Annotated in this window: 24 protein-coding genes and 3 tRNA genes; 21 read left to right on the plus strand and 6 right to left on the minus strand. The window is 69.9% G+C overall.

Annotated elements, in window-relative coordinates:
• Positions 1–38: 38 nt before the first annotated feature.
• Complete coding sequence (locus tag B842_RS05880; protein ID WP_040085691.1) at positions 39–1,151, minus strand: isochorismate synthase; 1,113 nt, start codon at positions 1,149–1,151, stop codon at positions 39–41.
• Between the two features lie 101 nt (positions 1,152–1,252).
• On the opposite strand from B842_RS05880, the gene B842_RS05885 reads away from it, so the two are divergent.
• The 6 genes from B842_RS05885 to B842_RS05910 all read left to right on the plus strand — a co-directional run bounded on the left by B842_RS05885 (position 1,253) and on the right by B842_RS05910 (position 5,417).
• On the plus strand, positions 1,253–2,116 hold the full coding sequence (locus B842_RS05885; RefSeq protein WP_169744851.1) for a CE1 family esterase: 864 nt from the start codon (positions 1,253–1,255) through the stop codon (positions 2,114–2,116).
• 8 nt (positions 2,117–2,124) lie between these two features.
• Positions 2,125–3,618 carry a glutamate--tRNA ligase gene (gene gltX / locus B842_RS05890; protein ID WP_174520247.1) on the plus strand — a complete coding sequence of 498 codons (1,494 nt, stop codon included), beginning with the start codon at positions 2,125–2,127 and terminating at the stop codon, positions 3,616–3,618.
• Positions 3,619–3,814: 196 nt separating this feature from the next.
• Positions 3,815–3,886: transfer RNA gene (locus B842_RS05895), tRNA-Gln, on the plus strand.
• A 36-nt stretch (positions 3,887–3,922) separates the two neighbouring features.
• Positions 3,923–3,995: transfer RNA gene (locus B842_RS05900), tRNA-Glu, on the plus strand.
• Between the two features lie 699 nt (positions 3,996–4,694).
• A tRNA-Glu gene (locus tag B842_RS05905) sits at positions 4,695–4,770 on the plus strand.
• A 77-nt stretch (positions 4,771–4,847) separates the two neighbouring features.
• Positions 4,848–5,417, plus strand: coding sequence for an HD domain-containing protein (locus B842_RS05910; protein ID WP_040085693.1), 570 nt, complete (start codon positions 4,848–4,850; stop codon positions 5,415–5,417).
• Here B842_RS05910 and B842_RS05915 read toward each other — a convergent pair.
• The gene (locus B842_RS05915) at positions 5,414–6,025 is read right to left on the minus strand and encodes a DUF2202 domain-containing protein (RefSeq protein WP_169744852.1); all 612 of its coding nucleotides are present in this window, start codon (positions 6,023–6,025) and stop codon (positions 5,414–5,416) included. The two genes, B842_RS05910 and B842_RS05915, sit on opposite strands and share 4 nt — an antisense overlap.
• Positions 6,026–6,183: 158 nt before the next feature.
• Here B842_RS05915 and B842_RS05920 point away from each other — a divergent pair, with 158 nt between their 5' ends.
• Positions 6,184–7,107 (plus strand): pyridoxal-phosphate dependent enzyme, encoded by a 924-nt coding sequence (locus tag B842_RS05920; protein ID WP_040085694.1) that lies wholly within the window; start codon positions 6,184–6,186, stop codon positions 7,105–7,107.
• Positions 7,104–9,734 (plus strand): FAD/NAD(P)-binding protein, encoded by a 2,631-nt coding sequence (locus B842_RS13425; protein ID WP_156119456.1) that lies wholly within the window; start codon positions 7,104–7,106, stop codon positions 9,732–9,734. Before B842_RS05920 ends, B842_RS13425 begins: the two co-directional genes overlap by 4 nt.
• Here the strand turns inward: B842_RS13425 and B842_RS13430 are convergent.
• Entirely contained in the window at positions 9,641–10,330 is a 690-nt protein-coding gene (locus B842_RS13430) for a DUF2202 domain-containing protein (RefSeq protein ID WP_169744853.1), read from the minus strand. The two genes, B842_RS13425 and B842_RS13430, sit on opposite strands and share 94 nt — an antisense overlap.
• Positions 10,331–10,409: 79 nt before the next feature.
• Positions 10,410–11,120 carry an IclR family transcriptional regulator gene (locus B842_RS05935; protein WP_040085697.1) on the minus strand — a complete coding sequence of 237 codons (711 nt, stop codon included), beginning with the start codon at positions 11,118–11,120 and terminating at the stop codon, positions 10,410–10,412.
• Between the two features lie 56 nt (positions 11,121–11,176).
• Here B842_RS05935 and leuC point away from each other — a divergent pair, with 56 nt between their 5' ends.
• Genes leuC through B842_RS05950 form a run of 3 tightly spaced genes read left to right on the plus strand, consistent with a single transcriptional unit; the run spans position 11,177 to position 13,626 of the window.
• On the plus strand, positions 11,177–12,595 hold the full coding sequence (gene leuC / locus B842_RS05940) for a 3-isopropylmalate dehydratase large subunit (RefSeq protein WP_040085698.1): 1,419 nt from the start codon (positions 11,177–11,179) through the stop codon (positions 12,593–12,595).
• A gap of 29 nt (positions 12,596–12,624) precedes the next feature.
• Entirely contained in the window at positions 12,625–13,221 is a 597-nt protein-coding gene (leuD, locus tag B842_RS05945; RefSeq protein ID WP_040085699.1) for a 3-isopropylmalate dehydratase small subunit, read from the plus strand.
• A 3-nt stretch (positions 13,222–13,224) separates the two neighbouring features.
• Positions 13,225–13,626: a carboxymuconolactone decarboxylase family protein gene (locus tag B842_RS05950; RefSeq protein WP_040085700.1), complete on the plus strand. Its 402-nt coding sequence runs from the start codon at positions 13,225–13,227 to the stop codon at positions 13,624–13,626.
• On the opposite strand, the gene B842_RS05955 is transcribed toward B842_RS05950, so the two are convergent.
• Entirely contained in the window at positions 13,604–14,608 is a 1,005-nt protein-coding gene (locus tag B842_RS05955; RefSeq protein WP_040085701.1) for an NUDIX hydrolase, read from the minus strand. The genes B842_RS05950 and B842_RS05955 overlap by 23 nt on opposite strands.
• A 123-nt stretch (positions 14,609–14,731) precedes the next feature.
• On the opposite strand from B842_RS05955, the gene B842_RS05960 reads away from it, so the two are divergent.
• Both B842_RS05960 and B842_RS05965 read left to right on the plus strand, forming a co-directional pair.
• Complete coding sequence (locus tag B842_RS05960) at positions 14,732–15,730, plus strand: NAD(P)H-dependent glycerol-3-phosphate dehydrogenase (protein ID WP_040085702.1); 999 nt, start codon at positions 14,732–14,734, stop codon at positions 15,728–15,730.
• Between the two features lie 22 nt (positions 15,731–15,752).
• Positions 15,753–16,832: a D-alanine--D-alanine ligase family protein gene (locus B842_RS05965; RefSeq protein ID WP_040085704.1), complete on the plus strand. Its 1,080-nt coding sequence runs from the start codon at positions 15,753–15,755 to the stop codon at positions 16,830–16,832.
• Here the strand turns inward: B842_RS05965 and B842_RS05970 are convergent.
• Entirely contained in the window at positions 16,804–17,736 is a 933-nt protein-coding gene (locus B842_RS05970) for a DUF3515 domain-containing protein (protein WP_040085705.1), read from the minus strand. The genes B842_RS05965 and B842_RS05970 overlap by 29 nt on opposite strands.
• On the opposite strand from B842_RS05970, the gene B842_RS05975 reads away from it, so the two are divergent.
• From B842_RS05975 to B842_RS06010, 8 genes are read left to right on the plus strand one after another with little or no spacing between them, the layout of a single operon-like run.
• A complete protein-coding gene (locus tag B842_RS05975; protein ID WP_052437780.1) occupies positions 17,735–18,739 on the plus strand; it encodes a thiamine-phosphate kinase in 1,005 nt (334 codons plus the stop codon). The genes B842_RS05970 and B842_RS05975 overlap by 2 nt on opposite strands.
• Entirely contained in the window at positions 18,739–19,386 is a 648-nt protein-coding gene (locus B842_RS05980; RefSeq protein WP_040085707.1) for a uracil-DNA glycosylase, read from the plus strand. The genes B842_RS05975 and B842_RS05980 overlap by 1 nt, the downstream gene beginning before the upstream one ends.
• An 11-nt stretch (positions 19,387–19,397) precedes the next feature.
• Entirely contained in the window at positions 19,398–20,837 is a 1,440-nt protein-coding gene (locus B842_RS05985; protein WP_040085709.1) for a DAK2 domain-containing protein, read from the plus strand.
• 2 nt (positions 20,838–20,839) lie between these two features.
• Entirely contained in the window at positions 20,840–22,945 is a 2,106-nt protein-coding gene (locus tag B842_RS05990; protein WP_040085710.1) for an ATP-dependent DNA helicase RecG, read from the plus strand.
• A gap of 10 nt (positions 22,946–22,955) precedes the next feature.
• Entirely contained in the window at positions 22,956–23,165 is a 210-nt protein-coding gene (locus tag B842_RS05995; RefSeq protein WP_040085711.1) for a biotin/lipoyl-containing protein, read from the plus strand.
• Positions 23,162–23,737 carry a 16S rRNA (guanine(966)-N(2))-methyltransferase RsmD gene (rsmD, locus tag B842_RS06000; RefSeq protein ID WP_040085712.1) on the plus strand — a complete coding sequence of 192 codons (576 nt, stop codon included), beginning with the start codon at positions 23,162–23,164 and terminating at the stop codon, positions 23,735–23,737. The genes B842_RS05995 and rsmD overlap by 4 nt, the downstream gene beginning before the upstream one ends.
• A complete protein-coding gene (gene coaD / locus B842_RS06005; protein ID WP_040085714.1) occupies positions 23,734–24,207 on the plus strand; it encodes a pantetheine-phosphate adenylyltransferase in 474 nt (157 codons plus the stop codon). Before rsmD ends, coaD begins: the two co-directional genes overlap by 4 nt.
• A 20-nt stretch (positions 24,208–24,227) precedes the next feature.
• On the plus strand, positions 24,228–24,971 hold the full coding sequence (locus tag B842_RS06010) for a sulfite exporter TauE/SafE family protein (protein WP_040085716.1): 744 nt from the start codon (positions 24,228–24,230) through the stop codon (positions 24,969–24,971).
• The last annotated feature ends 616 nt before the right edge of the window (positions 24,972–25,587 follow it).

Consider the following 25,587-nt stretch of genomic DNA (forward strand, 5'->3'; position numbering starts at 1 on the left):
CCTCTCCGTGATTCCGGGGATCCCGGGCTGTCAGGGGGCTAGAGACCCAGCGAGCGCAGGATGGTCCGCAGCTTCGCGCTGGTCTCCTCGAGTTCCTCTTCCGGATCGGAGTCGGCGACGATGCCGCCGCCCGCCCAGGCCCGGGCGGTGGTGCCGTCGCCGGAGACCTCGGCGCAGCGGATGGCGACCATGTACTCGCCGTCACCGGAGTCGTCACACCAGCCGACGGCGCCGGAGTAGAACCCGCGGTCGGACTCCGCGGTTTCGATGAGGGCCTCCGCGGCGTCGGTGGGTGTACCGCAGATCGCGGGCGTGGGATGGGTGTGCACGGCCAGTTCCAGGGCTGTGACGGCGGGGTCACGCAGCGTCCCGACGATCGGGGTCGCCAGGTGCCACATCTCGTTCGTGTGGGTCACCTCGGGGGCCGCGGGGATGTCGAGCTCCGAGCAGAGGGGCGCCAGCTTCTGCCGCAGGTGCTCGACGACGTAGGCGTGCTCGTCGAGGTCCTTGACGGACTGCCCCAGACGCTTTCCGACGTCCGCGTCGATCTCCGGGTCCGCGTGCCGCGGCGCCGAACCCGCCAGCGGGTAGGCCGTCACGGTCCGGCCCTGGCGGCGGACGAGCACCTCGGGGGAGGAGCCGACGATCATGTCGCCCTCGCGGCCGGCGGGGGAGAGGTCGGCGATGAATCCGTCCCGGTTGTAGGAGTTGTCGATGAGGCGGGCGGCCACCAGCAGGGGGTCGACCGGCGGGTCGAAGGCGATGTCCACGGCGCGGGCCAGGACGACCTTCTCCAGCTGGGAGGCACGGATCGTGCTCACCGCGGCCTCGACCCGGCGCAGGTGCTCCTCCGGCTCGGGGTCCACACCCGCGATAGCGGCGTGGAGGACCGCGCCCTCACCCTGCCGGTAGTAGGCGTGGGGTTCGAGGGGGCCGTCCTCGCGGATGATGCGTTCGGGGACGGTCAGTGCGGCCGGTGCGGAACGGTCGAAGGGGAGCGCCCCGACGACCATGGCGACACGGCCCGAGCGCAGTGCCTCGATGGCCTCCCACGGGTCGGTGAACGTCTCCAGGGACCCCTGGGTCCGGACCGAGCCGTGCGCCCGGGACAGCAGGAAGTCCGGCGCGGTGACAGGTCGGTGGGCACACATGAGGAACCAGTCTAGTCATTGTCCGGTGGCGCGGGACGGTCGGGCCGGGCGTTTGCGGGGAAGTCGCCTCCGCTGTCGTCGGGGCCGCTATTGTGCGAACTGTGAGTCTCTCTTCGCCGCTTCGGCGGATCATCCCCGCCCTGCTCTCTTTCCTGCTCCTCGTTGCCGCGTATCCCGTGGTGGTCGGGCCTGCGCAGGCCCGGTCTCATTCAGTGGAATCCGCCTCCCCGGACCTGACCTTCCCCCTGGCTGTGGGGCACCGGGAGGTGCTGGTCTCCCTGCCGGAGCACCACGACCCGTCCGTCGCCCGGCCCGTGATCCTCACGTTCGGCGGCTGGCACGAGACCCCCGAGCAGATGGCCGCCACCACCGGGCTGCGGGAGGCGTCGGACGCGATCGTGGTCTACGCACGGGGCGTCGAGAATGCGTGGGCCGGTGCGCCCTACTCGGCGACCAGCCCGGAGGAGGACGTGGCGTTCGCGCGCGACGCCGTCCGGGAGGTCGCGGCGCGGCACCCGGTCGACTGGTCACGTGTGTACGCCGTCGGTCACTCCAACGGCGGTGCGTTCGCCCTCCTGCTGGCGTGTCGGGCACCTGACCTGGTCGCCGGCGTGGTCAGTGTCGCGGGCATGTTCTACGACCCGGTCGACGCGGCCTGCGTCGGGGACCCCGTCCCCGTCCAGGTCATCCACGCGGAGGACGATCCGGTCGCCCAGGTGTCCGGCGGTCTCCGTCATGGCGCGCACTTCCTGTCCGCCCGCGAGATGCTCGACCGCTGGGCGGACCGCAACGGATGCCTGTCCGTGCCCTTCTCCCGTGCGGGTGCCGTCCCCGGCGTGACGGCCCATGAGTGGTGGGGTTGTCACGCCGAGACCCGCTCCCTGCTTTCCGACGGCGGCGGGCACGGCTGGCCGCCCCACGCGGCGTGGGAGGCCTGGGACTTCCTGTCGCGGCAGAATCGCTGACCAGTACTATGACGGGCATGACTGACGTTCGTGTTCGTTTCTGCCCGTCGCCCACCGGAACCCCGCATGTGGGTCTGGTGCGCACCGCCCTGTTCAACTGGGCCTACGCCCGCCACAACCAGGGCACCATGGTGTTCCGTATCGAGGACACCGACGCCGCCCGTGACTCGGAGGAGTCCTACCAGGCCATCATCGACGGCCTGAACTGGCTCGGCCTCGACTGGGATGAGGGCGTCGAGAAGGGTGGCCCGCACGCTCCCTACCGCCAGTCCCAGCGCATGGACATCTACGCGGAGGTCCTCCAGAAGCTCATCGACGCCGGCGAGGTCTACCCGGCGTACTCCACCGCCGAGGAGGTCGAGGAGCGGCACAAGGCCGCCGGCCGCGACCCGAAGCTCGGCTACGACAACTACGACCGCACCCTCACCGAGGAGGAGGTCGCGGCCTTCCAGGCCGAGGGCCGTCAGCCGGTGTGGCGTCTGCGCATGCCGGAGCAGGACTGGAAGTGGAACGACCTGGTCCGCGGCGAGGTCGAGTTCAAGGCCGCCACGCAGCCGGACTACGTCGTCGCCCGCTCCAACGGTGCGCCGCTGTACACGCTGGTCAACCCGGTCGATGACGCCCTGATGAAGGTCACCCACGTCCTGCGCGGCGAGGACCTGCTGTCCTCGACCCCGCGTCAGCTGGCCCTCTACGAGGCCCTCAAGCGCATCGGGCTCACCGACTTCACCCCGGAGTTCGGTCACCTGCCGTTCGTCATGGGCGAGGGCAACAAGAAGCTCTCCAAGCGTGACCCGCAGTCGAACCTGTTCCACCACCGCGAGAACGGCATCATCCCCGAGGGCATGCTCAACTACCTCGCGCTGCTGGGCTGGTCCCTGTCCGGTGACCGCGACATCTTCTCCGTCGCGGAGCTCATCGAGAACTTCGACATCGCCGACGTCCTGGCCAACCCGGCCCGCTTCGACCAGAAGAAGCTCGAGGCCATCAACGCCGACCAGATCCGTCTGCTGCCGGCCGAGGAGTTCGAGAAGCGTCTGCGCGCCCACCTCACCGAGTTCACCGACTTCCCGGAGGACTACCCGGCCGAGAAGTTCACGGTCGCCGCTGAGCTGACCCAGACCCGCATCAAGACCCTCTCCGAGGCCTACGGGCTGCTCAAGTTCCTCGTCACCGCGGACGAGGATCTGGAGCTCAACGAGCGCGCCGCACGGAAGAACCTCAAGGAGGCCGCCATCGAGCCCCTGGAGGCCGGTATCGCCGCCCTGGAGGCCGTGGAGGAGTGGACCACCCCGAACATCGAGGCCGCCCTGACCAAGGCGCTCATCGAGGATCTGGAGCTCAAGCCGCGCACCGCCTACGGTGCACTGCGCGTCGCCCTGTCGGGTGAGGCCGTGTCCCCGCCGCTCTTCGAGTCCATGGAGCTGCTGGGCCGTGAGTCCACGCTGGCACGCCTGCGTGCGGCCCGTGCGGTGACGCCGGTCGCGCCTGCCGCACAGTAGAACACCGCAGTACCGCCACGTCGGAGCACGCTGCCGGATCCGTTGAGTGGTGTTGTTTATGATGCTGAAAAAACACCCTCTGACCTGCGGATTTGGTAGTGTTGCACCGTTGTGGTTATAGTTATCCACGTTGCACAGAGCGACAGCGGGAAGGAAACAGACCGCAGTCAGGAAGTGGAACAGGGTAAGTAAATATTGGCCTATGGTGTAATTGGCAACACTACGGTTTCTGGTACCGTCATTCTAGGTTCGAGTCCTGGTAGGCCAGCTGCAGAGAAATCTGCCGGCGAAGTCACTTCGCTTCGCCCCGTTCGTCTAGTGGCCTAGGACGCCGGCCTCTCACGCCGGTAACACGGGTTCGAATCCCGTACGGGGTACATGTAGAGACTCCCGGACTCATCTGAGTCCGGGAGTTTTTCTGATTCACCCCCGGGCTCACTTTTGGTGCGTGGGCTGCACCTCGGGGTTTGCTGCCGTGGGGGTAACGGCAGGTAACGGAATAATGAATTCCCCTTTAACCGGTTCCGGCCTCGGTCTAGGCTGCAAGTAAGCGGAAAGGTTCACCTCTCGAACCCCGGTACCAGGCTCGAGACAACGGATCTTCCGGATGTTGATCGAATGGAAGGAGAGTATATGGCAGAGGCTTTGAACCATATCTCCGGACGCGACGCAGGCGTCCTCCCATAAGCGGCACCGCCATAATCCAGAACATCCCAAGCGCAAGAGATGCGCGGAGTACAGGAGCTAACGGGAGCGATATGAAGCGTCAGCAGTCACCGAACCCCACGGAAACGACAAGCTAACCCCCGGCACATCAGGTTCCTATGAACTACAGCGGACGCAGCCCAGCAGGGATCATCACCCCGGGTTGACGAGACCTCCGCACCGACGTCGGAAGTGGTAGATCTCCTACCGTCCAAGGTTCGGCAGAGTTCGAGACCCACCACCGAGCGTGGTGGGTCTCCTCATGTCAGCGGAGGATGATTTAACCGTCCTGGCCTGCCGATTTGGCTTGTAGTACACCTAGCGTTTAAAGTGATGGAGTCCGCAACGGACACCGCAACTACAGCGAACACGCCCCGTTCGTCTAGTGGCCTAGGACGCCGGCCTCTCACGCCGGTAACACGGGTTCGAATCCCGTACGGGGTACCACGAGGAAGCCCTCCACCAGCAGGTGGAGGGCTTCCTGCATGTCAGGGGCGGGGTGGGCCACGCGCTAGGCTTTCCTCATGGACACCCCGACCCTCACCCGTCGCCTCATGCGCGCGATGAACGACGCCGCCGTCCACCACCGTGATCATGTGCGTAAGGGCTCGGGCATCCCCTACGTCGCGCACCTGTACGCGGTCATGCATCTCGTGGCGCAGCACACCGGTGACGAGGACATCCTCATCGCGGCCCTGTTCCACGACACCCTCGAGGACGTGCCCGAGGCCTACTCCGCGGCGGAGATGCGCGCGGACTACGGCGACCGCGTCACCGATCTGGTCCTGCACCTGAGCAAGGACGACTCCCTGTCCGGCTGGCAGGAGCGTGCCGACGCCTACCTCGCCCACCTGGAGCACCACGCCCCACCGGAGGCCGTTCTCATCTCGTGCGCGGACAAGCTCCACAACCTCATGTCCATCCTCGACGACCACGCCGCGCAGGGGGAGACTCTGTGGGGGCGTTTCAATTCCGGGAAGGAACGCCAGCAGTGGTGGTACGGGGAGATGCACCGGGTCGTCGGGAAGCGACTGCCCGGCCTGCCCCTCAATGAGGAGCTGGCCGGGCAGGTGGAACGCCTGAGGAGGCTCTAGCGGGAGAGCTGGCGCTCGAAGGCGGCGAGGTGGTTGCGGGAACCCTGGAGAAGGTTCTGCATGACGCGGATGACGTCGGAGTCGGCGGGGGAGACCTGTGCCAGGGTGGCCTCGAGGTCGGTGATGTCCATGACCTCGATGGCCTTGCCGGCCTCCAGGGCGCCGCGGTAGCTGGTGTCACCCTGTGCGATGAGCTGGTTGTACAGGGCCTGCAGCTCGGGGTTGCGGAACTCGCCGGCACCCAGTCGGGGGTCCGCCAGGCCGCGCTTCTGCAGCAGCGACAGGACGGCCTGCTGGTGGGTGGCCTCGCTGGCGGTGATGTTGCTGAAGATCCGCGTGCCGTACTTCGCGTACATCGCCTGGTAGACGTCGTGGGCGAGCTTCTCCTCCTCGATGAGGTAGAGCAGCTCCGCGTGGAGGTCGAAGTTCCCGTTCAGCGGGACCGGTTCCGCGACCTCATCCGCGATCCTGACCGGGGCCTCCGCGACGGGAGCGCTGGAACCACCGCGCCAGGGGCCCTGTGCCTCGGCCACCTGAGTGGCGGACAGGGTGAGGGCGACGGCCAGGGCGGCCGCGCTGATCTGACGGTGTCGGCGGGTGAAAGCCATGTTCATCATCTCCTATGAGCTCTATTGGCGTAAGGGTGGATGATAGGGCAGAAAATGCAGGTTAGATACCCTGCCGGGTATGGGATATCTCACGGGCTGCGACGGGAACTTCGCGGTCCGGAAAAAGTTCCCGCCTTCCCTTGACTTTGCGGCGTAAGATGTCATTTATGAGTCTCGAGCCCGGGAACACCCCGCTCGTACGTCTGGACCGGCTCCCCGGCCGGCCCGGTGTCACCCTGTGGGCGAAGCTGGAGGGCCACAACCCCAGCGGCAGTGCCAAGGACCGGACCGCGCACGCCATCCTCGCGGCGGCGGATCTGCGGCCCGGCGCGGTCATCGTCGAGTCGAGCTCGGGCAACCTCGGCGTCGCCCTGGCCCGGGAGGCGGTCCTCGGCGGCTGGACCTTCCACTGTGTCGTCGATCCGAAGGCGAATCGCTCGACCATCGCCACCATGCGCGCGTTCGGGGCGGTCGTCCACGAGGTCACCGCACCCGATCCGGCCACCGGTGACTGGCTCGCCGCCCGGCGCGCGCGGGTCGCGGAACTGCTCACCGAGATCCCCGGGGCCGTCTGCCTCGACCAGTACTCCAACCGGGCGGCCTTCACGGCCCACGACGAGGGCACGATGGCCGAGATCGTCGCGCAGCTCGGCCACACCCCCGCGCACCTGTTCGTGGCGGTGAGCACCACCGGCACGATCGGCGGCTGCCTGCGCCGCATCGCCCGGGAGGGGTGGGACACGGAGGTCACCGCCGTCGACGCCGAGGGTTCCGTGCTTTTCGACGGCGCCCGTGGCCGCCGCCACCTTCCCGGCTTCGGCGCCGGCATCGTCCCGGACCTGGCCGCCGAGGTGACCCCGGACCGCATCGTCCGGGTCGGCGACCGTGACTCCGTCGCCGCCGCGCGGCAGCTGGCCCGCACGGAAGGGGTGTTGTGCGGTGCCTCGGGTGGGGCGGTGGTGGCGGCCGTCGGGAAGCTCCTGCCGGAGCTGCACGGGGACGTCGTCCTCGTGCTCCACGACGGTGGCACCCACTACCTGGACACCGTGTACAACGACGACTGGGTGGAGGAGAACCTGTGACAACCGTGGTGATCATCGGCGGCGGCCCGCGCGGACTGTGGGCGGCGGAGGAACTGCTGGGCCTGGCACGCGAGAGGGGCGCGGCCCTCGACGTCCACGTCATCGACGACGGCGGACCGCAGGCCTACGACCCGGGGCAGCCGGAGGAGTGGCTCATCAACGTGCGGGCCTCCGTGATCCGCACGGGGCTGGGCTCCTTCGACGAGTGGCGCGGGGCCGCCGACCCCTTCCCGCCGCGACGCGAGGTGGCCCGTTTCCTCGCCGCCTCCTGGGAGGAGCTCGCACAGCACGTGTCGCCGCGCTGCACGTTGGAGAGGCACGAGGGGCGCGTCGAGAAGCTCGAACAGCGTGACGGGCGGTGGGCCGTCGGGGGACTGCTCGCCGACGAGGTGCTCCTCGCGACCGGTCACGCGCCCACTTGGCCCGGTTCCCTCGAGCACGCCGACCTGCCGGTGCCGGTGGTCATGCCGTACCCCGCGTCCAACCTGGCGGCGATCGGCCCGGAGGACCGGGTGCTCGTCCGCGGGGCCGCCCTGACCTTCATCGACGTGGTCCGCGCCTGCGACCCGGCCGTGTTCCTCCCCGTCACCCGCACCGGCCGGCTCATGGCGGTCAAGCCCGAGTTCGACGGCCTCGAGGCCTCCGATATCATCGCCGACGGCAAGGCCCTGCTTGCCGACGCCCCCGACACCCCCTCCCTCCTCGGCGCCCTGGCCGTCACCGCCCGCCGCCTCCTCGAGCGCGCCGGGCGCACCGGCGACGTGGACGCCGTCCTCGCGGGCACGGACCGCGACGAACCCGACGCCACGTGGGCCGTCGGCCTGGCGTGGCGCGAGTGCTACCCGGCGCTCGTCGACCGCGCCTCCTACGCGGGCCGCGACAGCCTGGCGGGCTTCGGGGAGCTGGCCCGCCGCCTCGAGCGCGTCGCCTTCGGCCCGCCCCCGGAGGCCGCGGAACACCTGCAGGACCTCATCGACTCCGGGAAGGTCGACCTCACCCACCTGGGACGCGGCACCGAGGATCTGGCTGCCCTGGTCCGCGAACTGGGTGCCACGGTGGTCGTCGACGCCGTCATCCCGCCCCCGGGCGTGGTGGAGGGCACCCTGGAGCACCGGCTCGTGGAGCAGGGACTGGCACGCATCCGCCCCGGCACCCGCGGCCTCGACGTGGAACCCGACGGCACGGTCGTCGGGCAGACCTCCCTCGCGGCGGTGGGGCGGGTGACCGAGGACGTGGTGCTCGGCAACGACACGCTCTCCCGCACGCTCCACGACGTCATCCCACGGTGGGCCCGCCGCGTCGTCCCCGGCCCCGCGGAGGCGCACGGTATCCCGCCGCTCACCGCCCGCCTCGAGCCCTGGGCGGCGGAGCTCAGCGCGGACCCCGCCCGGTGCCGGGAGCTCATCGCCGAGTTCGGCAGCCCGGTCAACGTCCTGCACCCGGGCCCGATGCTGGCCAACGTCACCGAACTCGTCGACGCCGGCGCCTCCTGCGGCGTGGACACCCGCATCTTCTTCGCCCGCAAGGCCAACAAGGGGCTGGTGTTCGTCGACACCGTCCGCGATGCGGGGCACGGGGTGGACGTGGCGAGCGAACGGGAACTCGTCCAGGTCCTCGACCGTGGCGTGCCCGGCGACCGCATCATCCTCTCCGCCGCGGTCAAACCCGACCGCCTGCTGGAGCTGGCCATCGCCCACGGGGTGACCATCTCCGCGGACTCCCGCGCGGAACTCCACCGCATCTCCGCCCTGGCGGGGGAGCGTACCGCCCACGTCGCCCCGCGCGTGGCCCCCGACCCCGCGACCATGCCGCCCACCCGCTTCGGCGAACGCGTCGCACAGTGGGCCGGGACCGGGAAGCTGCCGGGCGTGGAGATCGTCGGACTGCACGTCCACCTCCACGGCTACTCCGCCGCCGACCGCTCCGCCGCCCTCCGCGAGTGCTGCGAGCTCAGCGACCTGCTCACCGCCGCCGGCCACACCCTCTCCTTCATCGACCTCGGCGGCGGCGTCCCCATGAGCTACCTCGACGACCCCGCCCAGTGGCGCGACTACCACGCGGCGCGCCGGGCCGTGCTCGACGGCGTCGCGGAGCCCTTCACGTGGAAGGCGGACCCGCTGGACAACGTCTACCCCTTCCACCAGTCGCCGGTGCGCGGCGAGTGGCTGCGCGAGGTGCTGGCCGAAGGCGTCGCCGGGATGCTCACCGACCGCGGCCTGCGCCTCCACCTGGAACCCGGCCGCAGCCTTCTCGACGGCTGCGGGATGATCCTGGCGGAGGTCGCCTTCGTGAAGGAGCGTTCCGACGGCCTGCCGCTCGTCGGCCTCGCCATGAACCGCACGCAGTGCCGCACGACCTCGGACGACTACCTCGTCGACCCGCTCCACGTCACGGACGCCCCGGACGGCGAGGAGGTCGAGGCCTACCTCGTCGGCGCCTACTGCATCGAGGACGAGCTCATCCTGCGTCGCCGTATCCGTTTCCCGCGCGGTGTGCGGCCCGGCGACACCATCGCCATCCCCAACGCGGCGGGCTACTTCATGCACATCCTCGAGAGCGCCTCCCACCAGATCCCGCTCGCGAGGAACGTGGTCTGGCCGGGCACCCTCGACGACATCGACGCCTGACGGTTCGCGCCCCGCCCGGGGCGGTCGAGCTGACGCTCGAAGGCTGCGAGGTGGTTGCGGGAACCGTTGAGGAGGTACTGCAGCAGGTCCCGCAGCTCGGTGTCCTCCTCCGGCACGGCGGCGAGTTCCGCCTCCAGGCCCTCGATGTCCCACCTCTCGAAGTCGACGCCCACGCGGTACGCCTCCAGCTCGTCGCCCAGGCCGCGCGCGAGGAAGTCGTCGTGGACGGTCTGCAGGTCAGGATCGACGAATTCGCCGAGAACGCCGGTGCGGGGATCGGCGATGCCGGCGGCGTCGAGAAGCCTGCGGACGGCCTCCTGGTGCCCGACCTCGCCCCGGGTGATGTTGTGGAACACCCGGGCGTCGTACTTCTCGGCGAAGGCGACGTACAGGTCGTGGGCGACCTTCTCCTCCTCGATGAGGCGTCGCAGGAGTGCGTCACGGTCGAGGACCTCGGTGGACGTCGTGGTGGTGGTCTCGGTGGATGTCTCGGTGGTGACCTCGGTGCTGGTCTCTGTGGGGGCGTCGGTCCCGGTGCAGGCGCCCAGGGGCAGGGCGGGGACGAGCACGAGGGCGGCGAGCAGGCGGATCTTCATGGGGTCTCCTCTGTGGGGGTCTACCCCATGTAACGCCTCCCGGCGACCCGCCATGCCCCGGGGGTGGGGCGCGCCGCCCCTACATCGAGGCGGACAGGCGCTCGGCGGCGGCGGAGAGTTCCCTGCCCCACTTCTCCGCGGGGTGGGGGCGCAGGCGTTCGGCGGGGCCGGACACCGACAGGACGGCGATGAAACGGCCCGCGGGGGTGAACACCGGCGCGGAGAGGGAGGCGAGGCCCAGTTCGCGTTCCGCGACGGATTCGCTGAGGCGCTGCTTCTCGACGTCCCCCAGCTCCTCCGGGTCGAAGGTGACCTGGGGGAGGATGATGTCGCGCAGTTGCGGGGAGCCGAAGGCGAGGAACACCTTGGCGGCGGACCCGGAGGTGAGCGCCAGCTGGGAGCCGACGGGCACGGTGTTCTGCAGGCCGACAGGGGGTTCCTGGGCGGCGACGCACGTGCGGGAGGTGCCGGTGAGCTGGTAGAGCTGCACGGATTCGCCGGTGACGTCGACGAGGTCGGACATGACGGGGCGGGCGGCGTCGAGAAGCTGGTCCCGGCCGCCGGTGCCGAGGGCGGTGAGTGCGGTGCCGGTGGTCCAGCGGCCGTCGTCGCCGCGGGCGAGGATGCGGTGTGTCTCGAGGGCGGTGGCGAGGCGGTGGGCGGTGGCGCGGGGCAGGCCGGTGGTCTCGCACAGTTCGGTGAGGGAGAGGGGATGGGGGGCGACGGCCATCATGATGGCGACGGCCCGATCGAGCACCTTGATCCCTGACACTGCGCTATACTGTCCCATACCACGATACTAACATCTCACCTTGTGAGATTTCACAGATGGAAAGGTGGACATCCATGGCCGAGAAGCTCACGCTGGCCGAGAAGGTGTGGAACGACCATATTGTCGCGAAGGGCGAGAACGGCGAGCCCGATCTCCTCTACATTGACCTGCAGCTCCTGCACGAGGTGACCTCCCCGCAGGCCTTCGACGGACTGCGCCTCGCCGGCCGCAAGCTCCGCCGCCCGGACCTGCACCTGGCCACCGAGGACCACAACGTGCCCACCGAGGGCATCGTCTCCGGCTCCCTCCTGGAGATCAAGGAGGCCACCTCCCGCACGCAGGTCGAGACCCTGCGCAAGAACTGCGAGGAGTTCGGCATCCGCCTGCACCCGATGGGCGACGTCAAGCAGGGCATCGTCCACACCGTCGGCCCGCAGCTGGGCGCCACCCAGCCGGGCATGACCATCGTCTGCGGCGACTCCCACACCTCCACCCACGGTGCCTTCGGCTCCATCGCCATGGGCATCGGCACCTCCGAGGTCGAGCACGTCATGGCGACCCAGACCCTGCCGCTCAAGCCGTTCAAGACCATGGCCATCGAGGTCTCCGGCGAGCTGCAGGAGGGCGTCACCGCCAAGGACCTCATCTTGGCGATCATCGCCAAGATCGGCACCGGCGGCGGCCAGGGCCACATCATCGAGTACCGCGGCGAGGCCATCGAGAAGCTCTCGATGGAGGCCCGGATGACCATCTGCAACATGTCCATCGAGGCCGGTGCCCGTGCCGGCATGGTCGCCCCCGACCAGAAGACCTTCGACTACGTCCAGGGCCGCGAGTTCGCCCCCACCGGCGAGGACTGGGACGCCGCCGTCGCCTACTGGAAGACCCTGCCGACCGACGAGGGCGCCGAGTTCGACACCGTCGTCGAGATCGACGGCTCCGCGCTGACCCCGTTCGTCACCTGGGGCACCAACCCGGGCCAGGGCCTGCCCCTGTCCGCGAACGTCCCGGACCCGGAGGACTTCACCAACGAGGCCGACAAGGCCGCCGCGGAGAAGGCCCTGGCCTACATGGACCTCACCCCGGGCACCCCGCTGCGGGACATCAAGATCGACACCGTCTTCCTCGGCTCCTGCACCAACGCCCGCATCGAGGACCTGCGCGCTGCCGCCGAGGTCGTCGAGGGCCGCACGATCGCCCCGAACACCCGCATGCTCGTCGTCCCGTCCTCGACGCTGGTCAAGCAGCAGGCCGAGGAGGAGGGGCTGGACAAGATCTTCACCGACTTCGGCGCCGAGTGGCGCACCGCCGGCTGCTCCATGTGCCTGGGCATGAACCCGGACCAGCTGGCCCCGGGCGAGCGCTCCGCCTCCACCTCGAACCGTAACTTCGAGGGCCGGCAGGGCCCGGGCGGCCGCACCCACCTGGTGTCCCCGCCGGTCGCCGCCGCCACCGCCGTCCTCGGCCACCTGGCTTCCCCCGCAGACCTCTGACCACGCCGACCACCAAGGAGATAAAAACAGTGGAGAAGTTCACCACCCACACCGGCGTCGGCGTCCCGCTGACCCGCTCGAACGTCGACACCGACCAGATCATCCCCGCCGTCTACCTCAAGCGCGTCACCCGCACGGGCTTCGATGACGGCCTGTTCGCCGAGTGGCGCAAGGACGATTCCTTCGTCCTCAACCAGGAGCCCTACCGCAACGGCTCCGTCCTGGTCGCCGGCCCCGACTTCGGCACCGGCTCCTCCCGTGAGCACGCCGTCTGGGCCCTCATGGACTACGGCTTCCGCGTCGTGCTGTCCTCCCGCTTCGCCGACATCTTCCGCGGCAACTCCGGCAAGGCCGGCCTGCTGGCCGCCCAGATGGAGGAGGCCGATATCGAGCTGCTGTGGAAGCAGCTCGAGGCTGAGCCGGGCCTGGAGATCACCGTCGACCTCGAGTCCCGCACCGTCACCGCCGGCGAGAACACCTACCAGTTCTCCGTCGACGACTACACCCGCTGGCGCCTCATGGAGGGCCTCGACGACATCGGCCTGACCCTGCGCGACGAGCAGGCCATCACCGACTACGAGGCGAAGCGCCCCGTGTACAAGCCGACCATCACCGCGGAGGTGTGAGTCATGTCCGACAACCGTTTCGACGAGGGAATCCGCATCCGCCGCGAGGTCATGGGCGACGATTTCGTCGACGCCGCCCTGACCCGCAACGCCGGCACCGACGGCGAGGACCTGCAGCACCACATCACCGCCACCGTCTGGGGTTCGGTGTGGACCCGCGAGGGCCTGTCCAAGCGTGACCGCAGCCTGCTCAACATCGGCATGCTCGTCGCCCTGCGCGCGACCGAGGAACTGCGCGGACATGTCCGCGGCGGCCTGCGTAACGGCCTGACCCGCGAGGAGATCACCGAGGCGATCATCCACGCCTCCGGCTACTGCGGCGCACCGGCCGCCCTCTCCGCGATGAAGGTCGCCCAGGAGGTGCTCGTCGCCGAGCTGGGCCCTATTTCGCCGGAAGCGGACTAGTCAGGTAGTCAGCACCCGTCAGCTGTCCGTCGTTGAAGGACAGCACCCACACGGACGCCTTCTTCGCCTTGATCTCATCGAGCGGGAGGCGTCCGTTCGCGCTCAACCAGGCGATCATCCCCGGGATCGCCTCCCCCTGGGAGACGACGACGGAGGTGCCGCCGGCGTCGATGAGCTCCCGGAAACGCCGCTGGCTGGCGACCTGGTTCTCCAGCCACGCCTCATCGCCGAAGAGCCGGTCGACGACGACCTCCAGGCCCAGCTCGTCCGCCAGGGGAGCGGCGGTCGACTGGCAGCGGTCCGGCTCCGCGGAGTACACCGCCACCGGCTTGTACGGCAGGAGCATGGGCACGAGCATCTCGGCCTGGCGACGCCCCTTCTTGTCCAGCGGACGCAGGGAGTCGTCGCCGTCCCAGTTGCGACGCTGGTGCGCCCTACCGTGCCGGATGTAGAGCACCCGGGAGGTGGCGGGCAGACGGAAACGCTTCTCCGCCTTGTCCAGCACGAGGCGGTCCACCTCGTAGGAGAGCAGCTCACGGGCCTCCCGGATCGGCAGCCAGCGCAGCTCGTCGACCTCGCCGTTGGGGGTGAACTCGCCGCCGAGCACCTCACCGGTCCAGTAGTAGACCACCTTGGTGCGGTTGAGGACGGGGTAGGTGACCTTGCCCAGCAGCTTGCCCAGGCGGATCTCGAAGCCCGTCTCCTCGAGGATCTCGCGGGCCGCGGTCGTCGGCAGGGACTCACCCGGATCGAGCTTTCCCTTGGCCAGTGACCAGTCGTCGTAGGAGGGGCGGTGGATCACCGCGACCTCGACGCTGTCCAGGTCGGAGAGGTCACCGCGCCACAGGACGGCCCCGGCGGCGAGCATCGCGCGGCGGAACTCCTTGGCCGGATCCGCGGGAATCACCTGGTGACGGCCGTTGACGAGCAGCTCCGGAACCTGATCCTTGTCCACCTCATGCGGCATCTTCTTCTTCGCCATGTTTCTCCTCGGACCTCGGTTGCGGATGGGGTTCCCCTCATTTTCACCCACCTCCGGCTGATTCGCAGCACCAACCCATCCTTTAAGCTGGTTTGCAAACGAAAGAAAGTTGAGGAGCAGCGCGTGGTCAACGTAGCGATCATGGGTGCCGGATCCTGGGGTACCACCCTGGCGAAGGTCTTCGCCGACGCCGGCAACATCGTCACCCTCTGGGCCCGTCGCCCGGAGCTGGCCGAACAGATCCGCACCACCCGGACCAACCCCGACTATCTGCCGGACATCCGCCTGCCCGAGTCGGTGCACGCCACCTCCTCCGCCGAGGAGGCCCTCGCCGCCGCCACCATCGTCGTCTTCGCCGTGCCGAGCCAGACGATGCGCGACAACCTCACCGCCTGGACCCCGCTGCTGCCGTCGGACTCCACCCTGGTGAGCATCTCCAAGGGCGTGGAGACCGGCACCCACCTGCGTATGAGCGAGGTCATCGCCGAGATCACCGGCGCCGACCCCACCCGCATCGCCGTGCTCTCGGGGCCGAACCTGGCGCGCGAGATCGCGGAGGAGCAGCCGGCCGCCACCGTCATCGCCTGCGTCGACGAGAACCGCGCCCGACTGGTGCAGGCCGCGGTGGCCACGCCCTACCTGCGCCCCTACACCAACACCGACGTCGTCGGCGTCGAGCTCGGCGGCGCCTGCAAGAACGTCATCGCCCTGGCCTGCGGCGTGGCCACCGGCCTGGGTTTCGGCGAGAACACCCTGGCCACCATCATCACCCGGGGCCTGGCGGAGATCTCCCGCCTGGGCGCGGCCCTCGGCGCCGACCAGCGCACCTTCTCCGGCCTGGCCGGCCTCGGTGACCTGGTGGCCACGTGCAGCTCCCCGCTGTCGCGTAACCGTTCCTTCGGCGTGCGCCTCGGCGAGGGCGGCACCCTCGAGGAGGCGAAGAAGGCCACGCACGGGCAGGTCGCGGAGGGCGTGATCTCCTCGAACTCGGTGTTCCAGCTGGCGGAGGCCAACAAGGTGGAGATGCCCATCACGCAGGCCGTCTACGCCGTGTGCCACCGGGGGCTGGACGTGCGGGACATGATCGCGGCACTCATGGGCCGGTCCCGGAAGGCGGAGTGACCGCGCGGTAGGCTTCCTGCCTATGGAACAGCGCATCACAGTGGGGGTCGTCTACGGCGGCCGCAGCACCGAACATGAGATCTCCTGCGTCTCCGCAGGAGCGGTCATGAGCCACCTCAACCCGGAGAAGTACCGCGTGGTACCCGTCGGTATCACGAAGGAGGGCATGTGGACGGTCGGGGAGTCCGACCCCACCCTCCTGCAGATCCGCGACGGGGTGCTGCCGCAGGTGGCGCCCAGGGGTGAGGTCGTCCTCTCCGTGGACCCGGGGCAGCGCGGGGTGCTCACCGACAAGGAGTCCGGTGACGTGCTGGAGCGTCTCGACGTCATCTTCCCCGTCCTCCACGGTCCCTTCGGCGAGGACGGCACCATCCAGGGCCTGCTGGAGCTCTCCGGCGTCCCCTACGTCGGCGCGGGCGTGCTCGCCTCCGCCTGCGGCATGGACAAGGAGTTCACCAAGAAGCTCGCCGCCGCCGAGGGTCTGCCCATCACGGCGGAACTGGTCCTGCGGGGCGGGGAGACGGACATCGCGGACGTCGAGAAGCAGCGCCTGGGTCTCCCGGTGTTCGTGAAGCCGGCCCGCGGCGGTTCCTCCATCGGCGTGTCCCGGGTGACCGACTGGGCGGATCTCCCGGCGGCCATCGCGGTGGCCCGCGAGTCCGACGAGAAGGTCATCATCGAGGCCGAGATCATCGGCGACGAGGTCGAGGTCGGCGTCCTGGAGTACCCGGACGGCACGCTCGTGGCCTCCGTCCCGGCGAAGCTCAACGGCACCGGCGACTCGGAGGAGGGCTTCTACGGCTTCGAGACGAAGTACCTCGACGACGTCGTCACCCCGAGCATCCCGGCGCCCTTCGGCGACGAGGTCAACGACCGGATCCGGGACCTGGCCGTCCGGACCTTCCGGGCGCTGAACTGCCAGGGCCTGTCCCGCGTGGACTTCTTCCTCACGGCGGACGGCCCCGTGCTCAACGAGATCAACACGATGCCCGGCTTCACGCCGATCTCCATGTACCCGCAGATGTTCGCCGCCTCCGGCGTCCCCTACGAGGAGCTTCTCGACGTCCTCGTGACTACTGCGTGTCAGTCTCCGCGGCGATGACCCGGCCCAGCCGGACGAGGACCTCGCTGCTGACGTCCTGCGGGGCGCTCACGGCGATGTCGTTCTCCCGGCCCAGGGCGAACCAGGTGGCGGCGGTGGTGCCGGTGGCGAGGATGGTGTCCTCGAACCAGACGACGTCGTCGACCTGGTTGAGCTGGATGCCCGGCTCGTAGTTCTCCGGCGGGGCGACGCCGCAGCGCAGGACGACCGGCTCGCGGCCGTTCGCGACCCAGGCGACGGTGTTCGCCTCGGGGACGTCGATACGCTCGTAGTCCTCGGCGAGGTCGTCCGGCACGGCCGCCAGGAGGTCGCCGCACACCGCGGTGTCACCGCTCGCCAGCTGCGAGAGCGGGGCGGGGAAGGGCTCGTGGTCGGCGGCCGGCAGGGTGGCGACGGCCTCCGCGAGACCCGAGACCGGCTCCTTGTGGCGGCCCAGGGACTCGCCGTCGGCGGTGACGGCGACGACCTGCTCCCGGTCGACGGTGTACCAGGTCTGCAGGGTGGAGCCCGGGGTCATGTCCGTGATGCGCAGCCACTCGACGCCGTCGACGGTCTCGGTGGGGGCGTAGGGGGTGTACTGCAGCGGCAGGTCGACGCCGCAGCGCAGGGTCACGCGCTCCGTGGAGCTGGAGGACCAGGCGGCGACCCCGTCGGGGGCGGGCTCGAGGATCTCGGCGCGGTCGTGGCCGATGAGCTCGTCGGGGAGGACGTCCAGGAAGGCCGTGCACTCGGGGGAGTCGGCGAGCGGGGCCGGCAGGTCACTCATCGGCACGGGCTGCTTCGCCGCCCGCTCGAACACGACCTTGGCACCGACGACGACACCGAGGACCAGTGCCACCGCCAGAACGAGGGAGAGATAGATGGCGGTGCGGCTGGAACGGCTAGTTTGGATAGCGGAGCTCATGAATCTGAAGTCTATCGAAAGGGTCGGCGTGACCAGCTTTCCCGCCCACTATTCGGGCCCGACACTCGGTGAGGTGGGCGAACACCGCGCCATCGAGGAGATCGTCGCCGCCGCGCCGTCGCGTCGCAACGGTGATGACGCGGCCGTCCTCAACCACGCCTCCCCGAACTCCCGCGCGGTGGCCACGACCGACATGCTGGTCGAGGGCCGTCACTTCCGCGTCGACTGGTCCACCCCGGAGGAGATCGGCCGCAAGTCGATCGTGCAGAACTTCGCGGACATCGAGGCGATGGGGGCCCGCCCGATCGCCGCGCTGCTCGCCGTCTCCGCCCCGCCGCACACCCCGGTGTCCTACCTCCGCGGCATCGCCGCCGGCATCCACCAGAAGGTGGAGGAGTACTCGGCGGAACTGGTCGGCGGCGACCTCACCTCCGGCAACGACCTCGTCCTCTCCGTCACGGCGATCGGCTCGCTGGGTGGCTCCCGGCCGGAGCTCACCCTCGACCGGGCCCGCCCCGGGCAGCGGGTCGTCGCCCACGGGCACATCGGCTGGTCCGCCGCCGGCCTGGCGCTGCTGGAGCGTTTCGGCCGTGACCTGCGGCGCATCCCGGAGCACCTCATCCCGCTTCTCGACGCCCACTTCACCCCCCGCCTCAACCCCGGGCGCGGCGTCGTGGCCCGCGCCACCGGCGCGACGTGCATGACCGACAACTCCGACGGCCTCATCGTCGACCTGTCCACCATCGCCCGCCGCTCCGGCGTGAGCATCGACCTGCACTCCGCGGACATCACGCCGCCGCCGATCATCTACGAGGCCGCCGAGATCCTCGACGCCGACCCCTGGGAGTGGGTGCTCACCGGCGGGGAGGACCACACCCTCCTGGCCACCACCGCCGGGGATCCGCCCTCCGGCTTCCGCGTCATCGGGCGCGTCGGCCGTGGCGACGCCGTCACCATCGACGGCCAGCCCCCGCGCTACGGCCACGGGTGGGTGAGCTTCTGATGGGACTGCCTGTGCATGAGTCGTGGCAGCCGGTGCTCGCGGGCGTCGAGAAGCAGATCCACGACCTCGGTGACTTCCTCCGTGCCGAGCCCGCCTTCCTGCCCCGCGGCAACGACATCCTCCGTGCCTTCCAGGACCCCTTCGACGAGGTGAAGGTGCTCATCGTGGGGCAGGACCCGTACCCCACGCCCGGACACGCGATGGGACTGAGCTTCTCGACGAACCCCGGCGTCCGCCCCCTCCCACGCAGCCTCGCCAACATCTACCGGGAGCTGCACACCGACCTCGGGCTGCCGGTCGCGGAGGACGGCGACCTCACCCCGTGGGCGCGGCAGGGCGTGCTCCTGCTCAACAGGGTCCTCACCGTGCGGCCCGGGAAACCCGCCTCCCACCGCGGCAAGGGCTGGGAGGCGGTCACCGAGGCGGCCATCCGCGCCCTGGCGGAACGTGACGCCCCGCTCGTGGCGATCCTCTGGGGACGCGACGCGCAGACCGCCGCCCGCTTCCTCGGCGACACGCCGCGGATCGAGTCCCCGCACCCCTCGCCGCTGTCCGCATCCCGGGGTTTCTTCGGGTCCCGCCCCTTTTCGCGGGCGAATGAGCTCCTCGTGTCGGCGGGGGCGGAACCGGTGGACTGGCGGCTGTAGACTACGGCCTTATGTCCCATCCGCGTGAGCTAGACGGCAGCCGACTCCACGACTGGGCGGCCCGTGCCGTCACCGAGCTGTCCGCCCGCCGCGCGGAGATCAACGCCCTCAACGTCTTCCCCGTCCCCGACGCCGACACCGGCTCCAACATGGCCCACACGATGGAGGCGGCCCTCGCCGAGGTGGAGAAGCTCACCGGCAGCCCCGACGCGGCCGCCGTCGCCGGCGCCCTGGCCGTGGGCAGCGTGCGCGGGGCCCGCGGCAACTCCGGCCTCGTGCTCAGCCAGGTGCTGCGGGCCGTCGCGGACTCCGCCTCCAACGGCTGCGTCGACGGCGGCAGCATCGCCCGCTCCCTCATCCTCGCGGTCCAGCTCGTCGACCGGGCGATCGCGGAACCGGTGGAGGGCACGGTCATCACCGTCCTGCGGGCCGCGGCCGTCGCCGCCGAGTCCTGCGACGCCGCCGGGGGGACCCTGCACCAGGTGGTCACCGCCGCCGTCGAGGCTGGCCGCACCGCCCTGGCCAACACGCCCTCCCAGCTGGAGGTCCTCCGCGAGGCGGGCGTCGTCGACGCCGGCGGCACCGGCTTCCTCGTCCTCCTGGAGACCCTCCTCGCCGAGATCGAGGGCACCGCCGTCCACGAGACCCCGCGCGTCGCCCCGGCCGCGCCCGCCCCGGACCTCGAGGTCACGTTCTTCTACTCCGGGGACCTGGACCTCCTGCAGACCCGCATCAGCCCCCTCGGCGACAGTCTGGTCATCGCCCGCGCCGACGACACCTCCGGCCGCGTCCACATCCACTCCCGCGACGCCGGCCAGGTCATCGAGACCGCCTACGCCACCGGCCAGGTCAGCGACCTGCGGCTCGAGGTGCTTCCCGACGCCCCCCAGGTCGACGCCCCCCGCCGCGTCGTCGTCGCCGTCACCCCACCCGGCTCCGTCGCCGAGCTCTACCGCGAGGCCGGCGCCATCGTCGTCGCGCCGGGGGAGGACGTCGTGTCCCGGATCCTCTCGCAGGTCCGCTCCTCCCGTGCCCAGGAACTCATCCTCCTGCCCAACGGACTTCTCGACCGCCGCCAGCTCGTCTCCGTCGAACGCGCCACCCACGCCTTCGAGCAGACCTTCACCATCGTGCCCACCGGCCGCCTCGTCACCGGGATCGCGGCCCTCAGTGTCCACGACGCGGACGCCCCCATCGGCGTCGCCGCCTACACGATGACCGAGGCCGCCACCGCGATGCGCACCGACATCGTCCCCACCACCCTCAACGGCTCCGTGGAGGACGCCGTCTCCGGGATCTGCCGGGACATGCTCGCCACCGGGGGAGAGCACGTCATCCTGCTGACGGGGACGGAGGTGGACGTCGAGAAGCTCAGTGAGGACCTCGGCGTCGAGGTCCTCGCCTTCCCCGCCGACGGACTGGGGCACCTCGTGGAGATCGGGGTCGAGTAGACGTGCTCGGCTGGAGCGACGACCGACCGCTCGCGGAGGTCCTCCCGAAGAAGGAGGCCACCGCCCTGCAGAAGGCCTTCGGCTACACCACCTGCATGGAGCTCCTGCAGCACACGCCCCGCGCCTGGTCACGCCACGGCTCCGACGTGCTCGCCGACGACGCCGCCGAGGGCGACATCATCACCTGCGTGGGTAGCGTCCTCGACGTCAGCGTCCTGCAGCGGGACAGGACCCACATCACCCGCGTGACCATCAGCGACGGCCACAACCGCTTCACCGCGTCCTTCTTCAACTCCCGCTGGATCCCCCGGGTGCTCACCCCGGGCATGCGCGCCATGTTCTCCGGCAAGCTCAACTTCTACCGCGGCACCCCGCAGCTCCAGCACCCCGACTTCCTCGTCCTGCCCGGACCGGGGGAGAAGATGGCCGGCTCCGGCTCCATGAAGACCATCGCCCTCTACGGCGACCCCGACGAACTTTTCGACGACCTCGACCACATCCCCATCTACCCGGCCCGCGCCGCCATGGCGTCCTGGCGCATCATGGCGGCGGTCCGGCACATCCTCGCCACCCTCGATCCCGTGCCGGAACCCCTCGGCGAGGTCCCCGAGGGACTGGTCAGCCTCGACGAGGCCATCCGCGGCGTCCATTTCCCCGGCCCCGAGGGGCCCGGCCCCCACCTCGAGCGACTCAAGTACAACGAGGCCCTCACCCTGGGGCTGGTCATGGCGCTGCGCCGCCTCGACACGCTGCGCCGCGACGCACCCCCCATGCCACCCCGCGACGACGCCCACCGCGCCGGGCTGCTCGGGGCCCTGCCCTATGAACTCACGGCCGGGCAACGTGACGTCATCGACGAGATCACCCGGGACCTGGAGGCCGGGGAGCCCATGAGCCGGCTCCTCCAGGGCGAGGTCGGTTCCGGCAAGACGGTCGTCTCCCTGATCGCCATGCTGCAGGCCGTCGACGCCGGGCACCAGTGCGCCCTGCTGGCCCCCACCGAGGTGCTCGTCGCCCAGCACGCCCGCACCCTCACCACCCTGCTCGCCGACGCCGGTCTGCCCGTCTCCGTCGTCCCCCTCACCGGTTCCATGAGCGTCCCCGTCAAGCGGCAGGCCCTGCTCGACATCGTCTCCGGCCAGGCCGACATCGTCGTGGGCACCCACGCGATCATCCAGGACACCGTCGAGTTCTTCGACCTGGGGCTGGTCGTCGTCGACGAGCAGCACCGCTTCGGCGTCGAGCAGCGCGCCCGCCTGCGTTCCAAGGGCCGCGACGGGATGACCCCGCACCTGCTCGTCATGACCGCCACCCCCATCCCCCGCACCATCGCCATGACCGTCTTCGGCGACCTCGCGGTGTCCACCCTGCGGGAGCTGCCCGGTGGCCGCCAGCCCATCGAGACCTTCGTCGTACCCGAACACCGTTCCTCCTGGGTGCGGCGGGCGATCCTCCGCATCGGCGAGGAGGTCGTCGCCGGGCGGCAGGCCTACGTCGTCTGCCCCCGTATCGAGGGCCCCGGGGGAGTCCTCGACGTGTTCGACATCCTCGGCCGGGGCCCGTTCCGCGACTTCCACGTCGGCTACCTCCACGGCCGGATGCCCGCCGAGGAGAAGGACCTCATGATGCGGCGTTTCGCCTCCGGGGAGGTGCAGATCCTGGTGGCCACCACCGTCATCGAGGTCGGCGTCGACGTCCCCAACGCCACCGTCATGCTCATCCGCGAGTCGGAGATGTTCGGCGTCTCCCAGCTGCACCAGCTGCGCGGTCGCGTCGGCCGTGGCGGGCACGGGTCGCTGTGCATCCTCCACACCCTCGCCGCACCGGACTCCGAGGCCTACCAGCGCATCCACGCCGTCGCCGAGACCACCGACGGTTTCGCCCTCGCCGAGCTCGACCTCATCCACCGCCAGGAGGGCGATGTCCTGGGCACCAGCCAGTCCGGTTCCGCCCGCACCGTGCGCCTGCTCAACCTCCTGGAGGACTACGCGATCATCGACCGCGCCACCGGTGACGCCGCCGCCCTCGTGGAGCGGCACCCGCTCCTCGCCCAGCGACTCGTCCTGGAGATCGACCGGGTGGACCGGGAGTTCCTCGAGAAAAGCTAGTCTGTAGGACATGGATATCTGTGCCCCCTTCGCCGGCATCGTGCGGTACCACGTGTCGGCCGGAGACTCCGTCGACACCGGCGACCCCCTCGCCACCGTCGAGGCAGTCAAGCTCGAGGCCCCGGTGCTCGCGCCCGGCCCCGGCACCGTCACCTCCCTCGCCGTCGAGGACTTCAGCGACGTGCTCGGCGGCGACCTGCTCCTGGAGGTCAGCGAGTGACCCGCATCATCTCCGGGGAGGCCCGCGGCCGCAGGATCAAGGTGCCCCCGGCCGGCACCCGCCCCACCTCCGACCGCGCCCGGGAGGGGCTCTTCTCCTCCCTGCAGGTGCGTTTCGGCTTCACCGACGCCCGCGTCCTCGACCTGTTCGCCGGTTCCGGTGCCCTCGGCCTGGAGGCCGCCTCCCGCGGTGCCGCCGAGGTCGTCCTCGTCGAGAACAACCCGGCGGCGGTGAAGATCATCGAGCACAACGCGGGCGTCGTGAAGCACCCCAACGTGCGCATCGAGGAGATGAAGGCGTCGACCTACCTCGCCCACGCGCCGCGCGAGCACTTCGACATGGTGCTGGCGGACCCGCCGTACGAGCTCACCGACGAGGCCGTCGTCGAGATGCTCGAGGCCCTGCGGCCCACGCTTGCCGACGGCGCCGCGGTCGTCATCGAACGCCACGTCTCCTCCCCGGAGACCGCGTGGCCCGCCGGCTACGTGCCCACCACCCAGAAACTGAAGAAGCGCACCTACGGAATCGCCCGCATGGACATGGCCGTCTTCCACCGAGAGGAATCTGAATGAAAGCCGTCTGCCCCGGATCCTTCGATCCGGTGACCATGGGTCACCTGGACATCTTCACCCGCGCGGCCAGCCACTTCGACGAGGTCGTCGTGCTGGTCACCGCCAACCCGAACAAGCACTCCGGCCTGTTCAGCGTCGAGGAGCGGATGGACCTCATCCGTCAGGTCACCGCCCACGTGCCGAACATCAGCGTCGACTGGTGGGGTGGCCTGCTCGTCGACTACACCAACGAGCACGGCATCTCCGCCCTGGTCAAGGGACTGCGTACCGCACTCGACTACGAGTACGAGCTTCCCATGGCGCAGATGAACCGCCGGCTGTCGGGCATCGACACCTTCTTCCTCCTCACCGACGAGAAGTACGGCTACATCTCCTCCTCGCTGTGCAAGGAGGTCGCCAGGTTCGGCGGCGACGTCTCCGGCCTGCTGCCCGAGCCGGTCGTGGACGCGGTGAAGGCGAAGTACGCATAAGCGGGGAGTAGTCTGGGCGGGTGTCTGAACTCCTGCTGATCCTCCTCATCGTCCTGGTCGGATCCGCGCTGCAGCGGATCTCCGGCATGGGGCTCGGCCTGGTCGCCGGGCCGGTGCTCGCCGTGACGATGGGGCCCGTCGAGGGCATCCTCGTCGTCAACGTGCTGGCCTTCCTCAACGCCGCCGCGACGACGGCCACCGTCCGGGAGTACGTGGACTGGAGGAAGTTCTCGCTCATCGCCTCCGTGCTCATCCTCGGGGCGGTCCCCGGTGCGTTGCTCGTGCGTGAGGTCTCGCCCTCCCTGCTGCAGGCGATCGTCGGTGCCCTCCTCCTGGTGGCGCTGGCGGTGACCACGTTCGGGCAGAAGTACATCCCGCAGGTCACCGGCAACGTCCCGGCCGTGGTGGCCGGCATAGCGGGTGGTTTCATGAACACCCTCGCCGGCATCGCGGGTCCCGCGATCACCGTGTACGCGCAGGCGTCACGGTGGGCGCAGCAGTCCTTCGCGGCCACGCTGCAGCCGATCTTCATGGTGGCGGGGGCGATCTCCTTCGGCATCAAGATCCTCATGGGGGCAGGGTCACTGTCGGACACCGACTGGCTCGTGTGGCCCGTCGGCATCGTCGGCATGGCGCTCGGGCTGTGGCTCGGCGTCCGGCTGAGCAGGAAGGTCCCCCGCCCACGGGCTCGTACCCTCGCTCTCCTCCTGGCCACCGCCGGTGGCGTCACCGCGCTGGTGCGCGGCATCAGCGGCCTCGTTTAGGCGACGTCGGCGCTCCTGCGCCTCCTGCCGGGCACGCTCGTTGCGGGCGTCGCGACGCTGCACGAAGGTCTGCACCCAGCGCCGGTTCCCGGGCGTGAGCGGCCCGTCGGAACGGTTCTCCACGTAGGTGCCGTCCGCGAAGAGGAAGATCGCGTTGCCGGTCACCGGGCAGATGATGTAGCGGAAGTGGCCCGAGGTCTTGAGGTTGTGGTGGGTGCGGCACAGTTTCCGCAGGTTCCGGGCGGTGGTGGGGCCACCGTCGGCATGGTTGACCACGTGGTCGTTGTCGCAGAACTCGCCCGGCTCCTCACAGGCGGGGAATCCGCAGTCATCATCGAAGCCCTCGACGCAGGCCTCGATGTCCTCCGGCGTCCGGTAGCCCCTGCTGACCTTCTCGTAGATCTCGTCCATGTCCCGGATGGTGGCCGCCTTCGCCTCCCACTCGGCCGCGCGCTGCGGGCTCAACCAGCCGGCGCGCGGCATGTAGGTGGGGGCTCCTGGGACGTCGTGGGCACGGTAGACGTTGACGGTCACCTTCACCCCCTCGTCCTGGCCGGTGACCAGCAGCGCGTGCGCCTCGGCGAGGCCCGTGCCCCGTTGCGCCGCCAGTGCCCGC

Source organism: Corynebacterium humireducens NBRC 106098 = DSM 45392, assembly GCF_000819445.1.
Classification (GTDB): domain Bacteria; phylum Actinomycetota; class Actinomycetes; order Mycobacteriales; family Mycobacteriaceae; genus Corynebacterium; species Corynebacterium humireducens.

Excerpts from the sequence above, each read along its gene's own strand:
- B842_RS05880 (WP_040085691.1), bottom strand. The coding sequence starts at position 1,151 with ATGTGTGCCCACCGACCTGTCACCGCGCCGGACTTCCTGCTGTCCCGG.
- gltX (WP_174520247.1), top strand. The coding sequence starts at position 2,125 with ATGACGGGCATGACTGACGTTCGTGTTCGTTTCTGCCCGTCGCCCACC.
- B842_RS05910 (WP_040085693.1), top strand. The coding sequence starts at position 4,848 with ATGGACACCCCGACCCTCACCCGTCGCCTCATGCGCGCGATGAACGAC.
- B842_RS05915 (WP_169744852.1), bottom strand. The coding sequence starts at position 6,025 with ATGGCTTTCACCCGCCGACACCGTCAGATCAGCGCGGCCGCCCTGGCC.
- B842_RS05920 (WP_040085694.1), top strand. The coding sequence starts at position 6,184 with ATGTCATTTATGAGTCTCGAGCCCGGGAACACCCCGCTCGTACGTCTG.
- B842_RS13430 (WP_169744853.1), bottom strand. The coding sequence starts at position 10,330 with ATGAAGATCCGCCTGCTCGCCGCCCTCGTGCTCGTCCCCGCCCTGCCC.
- B842_RS05935 (WP_040085697.1), bottom strand. The coding sequence starts at position 11,120 with ATGGGACAGTATAGCGCAGTGTCAGGGATCAAGGTGCTCGATCGGGCC.
- leuC (WP_040085698.1), top strand. The coding sequence starts at position 11,177 with ATGGCCGAGAAGCTCACGCTGGCCGAGAAGGTGTGGAACGACCATATT.
- B842_RS05950 (WP_040085700.1), top strand. The coding sequence starts at position 13,225 with ATGTCCGACAACCGTTTCGACGAGGGAATCCGCATCCGCCGCGAGGTC.
- B842_RS05955 (WP_040085701.1), bottom strand. The coding sequence starts at position 14,608 with ATGGCGAAGAAGAAGATGCCGCATGAGGTGGACAAGGATCAGGTTCCG.
- B842_RS05965 (WP_040085704.1), top strand. The coding sequence starts at position 15,753 with ATGGAACAGCGCATCACAGTGGGGGTCGTCTACGGCGGCCGCAGCACC.
- B842_RS05975 (WP_052437780.1), top strand. The coding sequence starts at position 17,735 with ATGAATCTGAAGTCTATCGAAAGGGTCGGCGTGACCAGCTTTCCCGCC.
- B842_RS05970 (WP_040085705.1), bottom strand. The coding sequence starts at position 17,736 with ATGAGCTCCGCTATCCAAACTAGCCGTTCCAGCCGCACCGCCATCTAT.
- B842_RS05980 (WP_040085707.1), top strand. The coding sequence starts at position 18,739 with ATGGGACTGCCTGTGCATGAGTCGTGGCAGCCGGTGCTCGCGGGCGTC.
- B842_RS05985 (WP_040085709.1), top strand. The coding sequence starts at position 19,398 with ATGTCCCATCCGCGTGAGCTAGACGGCAGCCGACTCCACGACTGGGCG.
- B842_RS05995 (WP_040085711.1), top strand. The coding sequence starts at position 22,956 with ATGGATATCTGTGCCCCCTTCGCCGGCATCGTGCGGTACCACGTGTCG.
- coaD (WP_040085714.1), top strand. The coding sequence starts at position 23,734 with ATGAAAGCCGTCTGCCCCGGATCCTTCGATCCGGTGACCATGGGTCAC.